Origin of the sequence: Acinetobacter kyonggiensis (assembly GCF_900107285.1) — a bacterium.
Lineage (GTDB): Bacteria > Pseudomonadota > Gammaproteobacteria > Pseudomonadales > Moraxellaceae > Acinetobacter > Acinetobacter kyonggiensis.
Genome location: NZ_FNPK01000027.1, coordinates 22,401 through 33,688, shown reverse-complemented (window position 1 = coordinate 33,688; position 11,288 = coordinate 22,401). Strand labels below are relative to the sequence as shown.

Annotated in this window: 10 protein-coding genes; 4 read left to right on the top strand and 6 right to left on the bottom strand. The window is 37.4% G+C overall.

All coding sequences use genetic code 11. The features are described from left to right. The coding region (locus BLV99_RS15470) for a transposase (RefSeq protein ID WP_139243526.1) at positions 1–251 on the bottom strand (251 nt) is incomplete at its 3' end. Between the two features lie 125 nt (positions 252–376). Here BLV99_RS15470 and BLV99_RS15465 point away from each other — a divergent pair. The 3 genes from BLV99_RS15465 to BLV99_RS15455 all read left to right on the top strand — a co-directional run bounded on the left by BLV99_RS15465 (position 377) and on the right by BLV99_RS15455 (position 6,075). Beyond that, positions 377–3,709, top strand: coding sequence for a type VI secretion system Vgr family protein (locus tag BLV99_RS15465; protein WP_092692332.1), 3,333 nt, complete (start codon positions 377–379; stop codon positions 3,707–3,709). After that, positions 3,709–5,367: a glycoside hydrolase family 19 protein gene (locus BLV99_RS15460; RefSeq protein WP_092692329.1), complete on the top strand. Its 1,659-nt coding sequence runs from the start codon at positions 3,709–3,711 to the stop codon at positions 5,365–5,367. Before BLV99_RS15465 ends, BLV99_RS15460 begins: the two co-directional genes overlap by 1 nt. A gap of 135 nt (positions 5,368–5,502) precedes the next feature. Then, positions 5,503–6,075, top strand: a complete 573-nt coding sequence (locus tag BLV99_RS15455; RefSeq protein WP_139243566.1) for a hypothetical protein — start codon at positions 5,503–5,505, stop codon at positions 6,073–6,075. 314 nt (positions 6,076–6,389) lie between these two features. Here BLV99_RS15455 and BLV99_RS15450 read toward each other — a convergent pair whose 3' ends face one another. Further along, positions 6,390–7,124: an IS5 family transposase gene (locus tag BLV99_RS15450; protein ID WP_092692324.1), complete on the bottom strand. Its 735-nt coding sequence runs from the start codon at positions 7,122–7,124 to the stop codon at positions 6,390–6,392. Between the two features lie 163 nt (positions 7,125–7,287). Further along, positions 7,288–8,208, bottom strand: a complete 921-nt coding sequence (locus tag BLV99_RS15445; protein ID WP_092692321.1) for a Dyp-type peroxidase — start codon at positions 8,206–8,208, stop codon at positions 7,288–7,290. Between the two features lie 163 nt (positions 8,209–8,371). Here BLV99_RS15445 and BLV99_RS15440 point away from each other — a divergent pair, with 163 nt between their 5' ends. Beyond that, positions 8,372–8,992: a LysE family transporter gene (locus BLV99_RS15440; protein WP_092692318.1), complete on the top strand. Its 621-nt coding sequence runs from the start codon at positions 8,372–8,374 to the stop codon at positions 8,990–8,992. Positions 8,993–9,100: 108 nt separating this feature from the next. Here BLV99_RS15440 and znuB read toward each other — a convergent pair whose 3' ends face one another. Genes znuB through BLV99_RS15425 form a run of 3 tightly spaced genes read right to left on the bottom strand, consistent with a single transcriptional unit; the run spans position 9,101 to position 11,166 of the window. Beyond that, positions 9,101–9,901, bottom strand: coding sequence for a zinc ABC transporter permease subunit ZnuB (znuB, locus tag BLV99_RS15435; RefSeq protein WP_086184145.1), 801 nt, complete (start codon positions 9,899–9,901; stop codon positions 9,101–9,103). Between the two features lie 3 nt (positions 9,902–9,904). Then, the gene (znuC, locus tag BLV99_RS15430; protein WP_086184144.1) at positions 9,905–10,696 is read right to left on the bottom strand and encodes a zinc ABC transporter ATP-binding protein ZnuC; all 792 of its coding nucleotides are present in this window, start codon (positions 10,694–10,696) and stop codon (positions 9,905–9,907) included. Beyond that, the gene (locus tag BLV99_RS15425; RefSeq protein WP_086184143.1) at positions 10,672–11,166 is read right to left on the bottom strand and encodes a transcriptional repressor; all 495 of its coding nucleotides are present in this window, start codon (positions 11,164–11,166) and stop codon (positions 10,672–10,674) included. Before BLV99_RS15425 ends, znuC begins: the two co-directional genes overlap by 25 nt. Between the last annotated feature and the right edge of the window lie 122 nt (positions 11,167–11,288).

The window sequence follows — 11,288 nt, the reverse complement described above, 5'->3', positions numbered from 1 at the left end:
GACAGCACTTCAAAAACTCTCTGCCACACGCCTGTTTTAGCCCAGCGGCTAAAGCGAGTATGCACGACTCTAAAATCACCAAAGCGTTCAGGCAAGTCTCGCCACGGGATACCTGAGCGGTAACGATATAGTATTGCTTCAACAAATAATCGGTTATCTTTGGCGGTTACACCAACCGTACCTGTTCGTCCAGGTAACAGATCTTTAATCTGTTCCCATTGATCGTCTCTTAATGCATAGCGTTTAGTCATAAGAGAATAATAAGGACGCGTCAGATTTTATCAACCTAATTGATGACACGCCCTAGACTAAAAAAACAACATTTTCTAGAATGCAGCCACTAATTAAAATAATACCCCTACAACAATAAATTATTATGCTAAAAACAATCCATGCTGTTATGGACGCTATGGGCTTAAGTTTGCAAAAGCGCGCCCTGCATATCCATTTTTCCAATGAATTACTCAATCCTCAAGTCTTGATTCAAAGAATTGAAGGATATCATCGTATCAATCAGGGGCTTAAAGCTGAACTGATTTGCTTATCGAGTAATGCATACATTCCACTGAAACAATTTATTGGCGCCCAAGTGGCCGTCGATCAAGTCACGGATTTAGGTGAACTGTACCGAATCACGGGCATCATTACGGGGGCGAGCCAAGGGCAAAGTGATGGTGCATTAACTTTATATAAATTGACCCTTGAAGATGCCACCACACTTTGGCACAAACGCCGTAATAGTCGCGTGTTTATGAACAAAACTGTGCCTGAGATTAGTGAAATTTTATTTAAAGAATGGCAAAGTAAGAGTGCATTATTTGCAGCAAGCCTAAGTTTAAACGCACAGGGCTTAAGCCAAGAATATGACGTGCGTCCTTTTGTGATGCAAGCCAATGAAACTGATTATGAGTTTTTAACACGACTCTGGCGCAGTGAAGGTATCAATTGGTTAATTGATGAAGCTGAGCATATGGTGATGACTTCAGCGGCAGCGATTCAAGCACAAAAATTACGTTTAATTGATAATCATCAACCATATAGTGCTTTAAGCCGAAGATGCATTCGTTTTCATCGCAGTCATGCCACCGAACATTTAGATAGCATCACCCATTTTAGTGCTGAACGTTATTTACAAGCAACGGCTATACAGACACAGCGTTGGCAAGCCCATCGCCTATCTCAAGATCAAAGCAATAGTCTACTGACTCAGCATCAGCATAGTGATGTACAAGACAATGAAAGCTTAAGTTTGGAACAGGCTTGGAGCCTCAGCCCCGCATGGACAGCTGATTTAACAGGGGCAGATCAAAGCACGGTTTCAGGTAGTCAGCAATTAGATAAGCTTAGTCAAAAACTGTCGCAATATCAGAACTTACAATCCAAATATTTTACTGCCAAGAGCAGTGTACGTGATGCACAAGTGGGTTATTGGTTTGAATTAATCGATCATCCTGAAATTGATTCACATTCAGGTTCAGACAAAGAGTTTCTGATTTTAGGCAAAACTTTTTATCACCAAAACAATTTGCCCAAAGATATTTTACCGCAATTCGATCATCTATTAAGTTTAAGTCATTGGCAGCATCAAGGGGATGAACGACAAGCCAATGAGCTGTATGTGGTGCGCCGCACGATTCCCGTTGTGCCTGAATATCATCCTTTACAGCATCGCCCAGCAGCCTATCCACAACGTGCCAAGGTGGTTGGGCCTGAAGGTGAAACGATTTATGTCGATGCTTGGGGACGGATTAAAGTTCGCTTTATGTTTACTCGTACCAATGACCATGCACATGATGGCGGTGCGGGAAGCAATGACAATGATGCCGATTCTGCTTGGGTGGATGTGTTGACCCCTTGGGCAGGTGACGGCTATGGGGCGAGATTTCATCCACGTATTGGTGAAATTGTAGTGATTGATTTCTTTGAAGGCGATGTTGATCGTCCCTTTGTGGTGGGGCGTATTCATGAAGCTGAGCGTCATCAGACCATGTTTGATATCAAAGGACAGTTACCCGATACCAAAAAACTCAGTGGCATTCGTTCACAAGAGGTTAGTGGTTCGGGATTTAACCAGCTGCGTTTTGATGATACGACGGGACAAATCAGTACCCAATTACAGAGCAGTCATGGCGCGAGTCAGCTTAATTTGGGTCATTTAAGTCATCCTAAAACTACCGAGATCAGCACGGGTCGAGGCGAAGGCTTTGAACTCAGAACCGATCAGTATGGTGCTGTCCGGGCAGGTAAAGGGATGCTAATTAGCACCTATGCTCAGGAACAAGCCATTGCAGATCATTTGGATGCAGCGCAAGCACAGTCTTTACTCACCCAAGGTCACGAAAGCATGAAAATGCTCAGTGACATTGCCGTTAAACAGCAAACCGATGCACTCAATGTGATTGGTCGCTTACCGAAATTGATTCAATCTTTGGAACTCAAAAGTACCAGTCAAGCCTTGAATACCACACTTGATTTATTTAAACAGAGTGTCAGTCGTGATCCACTGAATGCTTTAAAAGATTGTGCTGGTTTTATTCAGGATATGAGGCAGTTTGCTGAACATAGCAAAGGCGTTGTTGATGAATTTAATCATTTCTTCACCGATACAAAAGAAGCAGTCGAAAATTTAAAAGACTTTATTGAAAATGTCGAGGAACATGGTTCTGACCTGATCAAAGGCAAGCTTGCGAGTATTAAAGAGAATATTGAATCGAATCCTTTCGGCAGTTTACAAGAAGTAAGCAAAGTGTTGGCAAATGTTGATATCCAAGATTTCGATATGATGAGTACTTGTGGCACGTTCAGTAAGGGCAACAAATTAGACATCACACCAAATAAGGCATTCAGTTCATTACAAGGCTTTATGGAGGATTATACCCAAGGTTTAGAAAGTAGTCGTGATACTGGAAAACAGCAACAAGGAAAATTGTTTAGACAAGCATTGATGTTATTGGCTTCACCGAATGGTATTGCTTTAACCACACCTGAAGACATTATTTTACAAGCGTCTCAGGATGTTGCGACGAGTGCACAAGGTTCAATTAACTTAAGTGCACAGAAAAATATTGTGGCACATGCTCATGAGAAAATTAGTTTATTTGCAGCACAAAAAGGACTCCGAGCCTTTGCTGCGAAAGGCAAGGTCGAAATTCAAGCTCAGGATGATGCGATTGAAGTTATTGCACGTAAAGTCATAAAGTTGATTTCAACTGAAGAAAAAATTGAGATAACCAGTCCAAAAGAAATTGTACTGACTGCTGGGGGTTCTCAAATTAAAATTAATGCTCAGGGTATTTTTACCACGACGGGTGGCAAGTTTGAGAGTAAAGCAGGGCAGCATAGTTTTGTTGGGGGGCAACAAGTACCTACACCTCAGATGAGTTTACCAATGCTAGAAACTCCGTATAGCAATCAAGTTGATTATAATTGGAACAGATTATCTGAAGGTGACAAGGAAATTTTCATTGTTGATAAAGATAATGGAAAACTAATAAAAAACAAAAAAAATAAACTAGATAGTGAAAAAAGTATGAGTTCCTTAAGATTTTATACGTCAAAGCAGTCCGACTTTGCTGCATTGGGATTTAATTCATTGCACACTTATTTAACTCAGGAAATATCAAATGGCAATATTGATGAACTGATGGAAGAAATAGAAGAAGATACTTTTGAGGATGATGAAGTTTATACAGAAGAGGACTTTAATTAATGAGTCATTTAGTCACCATTACGTCTAAATTCTATGATAAATCGGGGCATCGATTAATCAATTTAAATGTAAAGTCTCGTTATCAAGGCTCAACAAGAGATAACCTTCAAAAAACAGATGAAAGTGGATTATTCGTATTTCAAGCCTCTTCGAATAGAACAATAGAAATTTTAGCTAAACCACCGAATACTAGCGATTATACAGTTTTTAAAACGATCAACTCGTCCATAGCTTCATCTGTCAGTAATCCGATAAAAGTTCAGCTGCCAAAAACACTTGAGGAATATCAACAGGGAAACGTAAAAAAACCTGAAAATGGATTGGTAAGCACTTTATTTAAAATTGTAGATAGTACAGGGAAAGTTATGGTTAATTTTCCTTTGCAATCAAGACCTAAAGGTGGGAAAGGTTATGAACGTTCTACCAATGAAAAAGGGACTGTAGAAGTTCAGTCTTCTCCAAATAGAGATATAGAAATTTTAGTTTTGACATCAAATGATCAATTCGTTCAAAAAAGTGCTCTCAATTCAGGAAATGGTTCTCAACAGCCAATTTTGATTAAATTAGATGAGCCATATGCAAATTTCAAAAGTACTTCAACAATCACACTCCTAGATCGAGATGGTAGTGACTATGTTGTAGAGAAAACAAATGTTGAAATGTTAATACTAGACAGTGGCGAACAGAAAGTTTTCTCTATTTCAAATGGAAAAATTCCACTTCGCAGTATGGTTGGTCAACGGTTACAGTTCACAGTATTAAAACCTGATGGAACAGCTTTAAAGTCTGTACTCTATATGGCTAAGAGGGTAAAAGAAAGCCCTGTTAAGTTACATCTGGATGTTGATGTAACAAATGGCACTACTGCACAAAATGAGCCGAAGATTAGTAAACCTATTAAAGAAAATGTTAAATGTAAAACATGTGGTAAATCTATAGATATAGATATAGATATAGATTTTATAAAAGATATAGCTCCTCAAGCTAAAGAAAATTTTCAGAATGCTTTATTGTTATTACCTACGTTTATGAGAAAATATGAAGTAAATTCTTGTAGAGACTTAGTTAATATTCTTGCTCAAGGTCAAATAGAAACTGAAAATTTCACAAAGTTAAGAGAGGGTCTTAATTATACAAAAAAAACTTTTAAACTCCCTGAAAGAATTTACAGCATATCACCAACAGCGATAAATGCCGGTTTTGAAAGACGAGGAATGGGGAAATATACACGACAACAAAAGTTAGACTATATTTGGGATAATTTGGCAGGGAATGATGCTGCCTATGGTTTTCACTTATATGGTAATGAAAAATATCCAAATAGAGACTATAGAGGGAGGGGGTTATTACATATGACTCATTTTTCTGGCTATAAAGATTGTGCGAAGAGTACCGGATTAGATATTGTTAACAAGCCAACATTATTGGAAACTAATTATAATATAGCTATAGAAACAGGGGTTTGGTTTTGGAAAAATAAAAAAAATGGGGAAATTCTAATTCTGGCTGCAAGTGAAAGTATTAAAATTAATTCAGATAGTATAACGACATCTATAACCCATTTAGTTAATGGTGGGGAGATGAAGTTAGCTGAACGTAAAGTAGCTAAAAAAAATATAGCTAGAAAGTTCATTTCTAAAAATGGTACTTGTAAATGATAAACTACAGAATTTTTTTTTCGACATTAATATTTTTAATTATTATAAGTGGTAATTTACATTCAAATGTTTATTATTTGAACAATGATAAGTGCTTATCAACACAGATAATAAATAACAGTGTGCTTTTGTTTTTTGGAAATTGTCAAGAAAAAAATATTAGTTGATGAAATAGAAATACCTAGCAGTACGCCAAGAATTAATTTTATTTCTGAAGAAAAAATAAAAAATAAAAAATATATTTTCTTATCCATAAAGTATTCTGAAAATTATAGAGATTTCAAAAATAGAGTAAACTATTCTGGAGAATATAATTTGATAAATGTTTATGAGTGCAAGGACTCTTGTAAAATTAATAATGAGTTATCTAATTATTTTGGTAGTGGTGGAGATGTATTTGATTTAAATAATAGTAAAATAGTTTATAAATTTCCATATGGAGAATTAAAATCAATACAAGATGAAATAAAATCTAAATTATTCAATCAATGGCTTAATAATGGTATTGATAGAGGTGTGGTTTTAAAAAAAACTAATATTAATGATATTGATAATTATACTCCAGATCGTATAGGTTATTTAGTTAAAGGTGATATATTTAAGGTTAAAAAAATTAGTTCTAGATGGTTAAATATTACTTATACAAATAAAAATGGTCGTATAACTACTGGTTGGATTTCATGCAAGGATACAAATGTTTGCAATTGATCCTATTTCGGATCAATGACTTTAAACCATGATTTTTTCCATAATTACGCTAGTTATTCATGATGAGTAGATAGCGTAAAATTTCTGAGTCAAACAATTGGCTGAATCTTAATTAATAATGCCTGTCACCAACGGTGACAGGCATTATTAATTTTTAAAAATTCTGTTGAATACCATGTATAGTGATTTGAGCAAGCTATTTTCTGATATGTACTGAAAATGAATGGAGGTTCTTTATTGGAAGAGTCTATACCGTAGACTTATAAAAACTCTTTGTCATTTGATTAGGTTCTGTTGACATTTCATAATGGTAACTAAATAAAGATACAAGCAAGCGCAACTGAATTTTCATAGTTTCGTTTTAGCTTGTCATAACGAGTTGCAATCCCTCTAAACTGCTTCAATCGTGCAAATGTATTCTCAACTAAGTGCCTGATTTTATATAAATACCAATCCATATGATCATTGCTTGTTTTTGTATTGGATTTCTTTGGAATATTGGCTTTTGTTTTAGTTACTTTAATTTGATTCCTTAATGGTTCTGAGTCATAACCTTTATCAGCACACAGTATTTCCGTCTGCTCTAAATCCAATAATGTCACGAGATCAGGTGCAATTTTAACATCATGTGTTATCCCATCACTTATAATAAACGCTATTGGATTACCATTTGAATCAACGGCTAAATGAATTTTAGAGCTATTCCCACCAATCCTACGACCAATATCTTGATCTTTAATTCCAGTCGAATGTTGATGTGCTCGGACGTGTGTAGCATCAATAAAGATCCATTCTAAGTCAGCATTTATTGATAGTAATTTAAATATGTTTAATAACTTAGAGTGTTTAGACCATCGATTAAACTTCTTAAAGATAGAATTTGATTTACCAAAACATTCAGGCAAATCTCGCCAAGGACAACCTGTACGAATTCGATAAAGGATTGCTTCAATAAATAAACGTAAGTTTGGTTTAAGATAAATATTAAAATCACGTAAAATAGGCGTTAACTTCGACCAGTGTTGATCAGTCAGCATTGTACGGGGCATAACGAGCAGTAAATTTGGTTTGGCGATTGAATTTTACTGACTCGCTAATTTTTTGAACAGCAAATGTCAACACACCCTAGATTTTTTAAAATTCAATTCTTTTCCTTTCTAAAAGCCTTAAAAATTTGTAAAAAAGTAGCCACTTTCGTGGCTACTTTTTAAATCACCCTGCCAACACTTCTTCTAATAATTCTTCACTTGGTGCAAAATAATACGCTCCATCCATTGGAGTGACAAAATGAAGCAGTCGGTCATGAATACCATCACCACTGGTTCCAAACATACGGAATAGCATTGCATCAATAATGCTTAAATCTTGGGTGTAAGCAATAAAAAATAAACCTTGATCACCTTTACCATCACCATAAGGCAGTGAATGACGAAGAATTTCCATTTCTTCTCCTTCAGCATCTTCAACCACTGTACGGGCAACATGAGAGTTTTCAGGTTTGACCTCATCATCAAGTTCGATGGATTCTAATTTAGTACGGCCAATCACCTGTTCTTGTGTATCAACTTTGAGTTGTTTCCATTTTTCTAAGTTATGTGCATAACGTTGCGCAAATACAAATGACCCATCAGAAAAAACACCATGATCTTCACCCAGTAAAGCAACTTCAGCACGATCATCTGGGAATTGAGGGTTTTCAGTACCATCAATAAAACCCGTCAAGTCACGACCATCAAAATTGCGGAAGCAAACGCGTTCATCTAGTACGTCAACCTTGTCCGTAATCCCTTCAAAAAAAGCTTGGCTCAGTGCAAAACAGATATCTGTACGCTGCGCTGCAATATGAATGAGCACATCGGCAGGATTTACAGGCATTTCAAAAGAACCATGAATGGGTGCTAATGGTTTAAAGCCTTCAGGTACTTGTTGATAAATTTGTGCCCAAAGCTCAGGACCAAAAGCAATGGCTGTTTTAATTTGTGCATGAGGATGTTGCGTGATTAAACGATCACGTGTTGATAATAAAGCTTCAATTTTTTCTTTTAATTCTTGAATGCTTAAGTCTTTTAAACGCAGAACAATAAATCGAGCATGATCTGAAGGTAAGGGCAAAATTACAGATTGGGCGGTCATTTATGGCTCCTAAAATTTTTATAAAATATGTGGCTGGCTTTTATTGTGCCTGATCATTAAGAGAGTGAATAGCCTAAAATTCTATTTTAGTGGATGTGGAATTTGCGCATTTAAAAGATGAAACATCATATAATTTGAAGGTCTTTCTCTTACGCTGTTGAATATGTCTTACCAAGTTTGGCTGGCTTATATGTTGGCATGCTGGATGATTAGCATTTCACCTGGTGCAGGTGCAATTGCATCTATGTCGAGTGGTTTAAATTATGGATTTCGACGTGGTTATTGGAATGCTTTAGGTTTGCAATTGGCCTTATTGCTACAAATCGGCATTGTCGCGACTGGGGTTGGGGTATTATTTGCCACAAGCCCTTGGGCTTTCATGTTGGTAAAATGGTTTGGTGTGTTGTATTTGCTGTATTTGGCTTTTTTACAGTGGACAGCGCCGATGCAATCTCTGGATATTCAAACGGAGCAACCCAATAAGTCTATTTCTCAATTGGTTTTGGCTGGTTTTTGGGTCAATTTAAGTAATCCAAAAGCGATTGTCTTTTTACTGGCTGTATTACCGCAGTTTTTGGATTTGTCCAAACCGCAGTGGATTCAGTATCTGATTATGGCTGTGACCATGATTAGTATTGATCTGATTGTCATGGCTGGATATACCGGTTTAGCTGCGAAGGTACTTCGATTATTAACTTCGCCAAAGCAGCAAAAATATATGAATCGGACTTTTGCTATATTGTTTAGTTGTGCAGCGTTGTTCTTAAGTATGCTGCATCAATAATTAAACTTTCTAAAAACTTTCCTTTAAAACAAAAAAGCATGCTCCACCAGAGTCATCTGGATTGAAGCATTGTTTTTTTGTTGCGGAACAGGAGCTCAAAAATATGATTTAAGCGATCTTTTTTATTTTCTGAAAAATAAAAATCCCAGTAAATAGAATAGCCATGGTGAGAACAATACTTAAACCCGTGGAAATATTTAAACCAGCACTTGACCATAAACCAACCGTCACCCCAATTTGCGCCATCACAAAAGCCCAAATCACCATCTGTTTGGGGGAGTGTGCCAGTAAACGTGCCGTTAAGGCGGGAATAACCAGCAGGGCACCCATCAATAATGAACCAACGGCACGTAAAGCCAATACAGTAAACAATGCCAACAGCAACATAAACACCAAGCGTTGCCATTGCGCATTTACCCCTTCGCTTACCGCTATATCAGGATCAATGGCAATTTGAATTTGCGCTTGCCAGTTTTTATAGAGCACAGCTAACGCAGCCATAATCACTAAGGCAAACATGGGCAAGTCTGACCATGAAATTTGTAGTAAATCGCCAAATAAGTAGCTGAGTAATTCAGGTCTCAAGCTTGGAATATGTTGAATAAACAATAAACCTGAGCAAAGTAGGGTAGCTGAACAGAGCGCAAGCAAAGCATCATTCGGGAGGCGAGGGTCATGGAGTACCCATAAAATCGCCACCAATAAAAAGGCTAAAAAAGTCACACCCAGCCAAAGCGGTAAACTTAAAGCCCCTGCAATGGCTACACCAAGTAAAGTTCCATGCGCCATGGTGTCAGCAAAAAAAGACATACGTCGCCATAACATTAAGCAACCCAGTGGTGCAGTGAGAAACACCAATAAAGTGCCCATTGTCCATGCAGGTAACAAGAGTTGTAACCATTCCATCATGGCTTAGGCTTCCGGTTCAGGGTGAATGTGTGGTCGTGAATCATGTTGACATGGAACGGCACTATCACCATGTCCACAATGGTCATGATGATGTTGATAGAACACCCGATTGGTGCCAAAAATAGCTTGATATTCTGGGTGTTGTTGTACGTTTTCAGGTAAGCCGCTACAGCAAATATGCTTATTTAAACAGACCACTCGATGGGTTCCTTGCATCACCCATTGCAGATCATGTGAAACCATGAGTACAGCACAGCCATATTTTTGTGGCAGGCTGCGTACATAATCATACAATTCGGCTTCAGATTGAATATCCAAACCTTGCATCGGTTCATCAAGCACTAAAATGTGGGGTTGACGCAGTAAAGCACGTGCCAATAACACCCGTTGTCGCTCGCCACCAGACAATTGTTGTACTTTGGAATTCTGTAATTGAGTAATGCCCGTATCACGAATAATTTCTGCTTTTTTCAGAGCATCACATTTTTCTAGAGCCAATAAATCCTGTACGCGCAACGGTAAGCTATGCGATGGATTAAACTTTTGTGGCACATAAGAAAATTTTAACTTTTGCTGGCTCAAAACTTTGCCTGAATTGGCTTTTACAATGCCTAACAGGACTTTAATTAAGGTCGATTTCCCTGCGCCATTGGGACCAATTAGCGTGACAATTTCTTGCTCATGTAGCGTAAAATCGACATTTTTTAAAATGTCGATTTCATCAATCCGCACACTGATTTTATCTAAGGTAATCAGCGTATTCGCTGTGACTATTTGCTGCAACACTGCTGACATATCCCAGAAATTTCAATAATACTGTGATGTGCAGTAAATTGATCAGATGCTGAAAGCTCATCTAATTGTTTAAGTAAACCTTGTGCAGATGCTTCTTTAACATTTTTGCATTCTGTACAAATTAAAAATGCAGCCTGATGCCCTTCACGCGGATGGCAACACGGAATATAAGCATTAATTGAAGTTAAACGATGAATTAAACCTTTTTCTAATAAAAAGTCTAAAGTACGATATACCGTGGGTGGAGCAGCAGGGCGATCAGATTCACTTTTTATTTTTGCCAACAAGTCGTATGCACCCATTGGTCCTGTCGCATTTAAAATCAGTTCGAGGACTTCTTTACGTAAGGGCGTTAAGCGTGCACCAACAATTGCACAGAGGTTTTCTGCTTCAGCAAGACGTGTTTCGACATTATGATGGTCATGTACGCCATGTAATGCATTGTGATGTTCATGTGAACATAAGCTCATAGCAAAACCTCAAGAGCGAAATTGATAAAAACAAAATGACATGAAATCTTAACATGAAGCGCTAGCTGTTTCGATTAGACGTATGTATTTCTGCCTATTTGTTATATTATAACACCTAATGA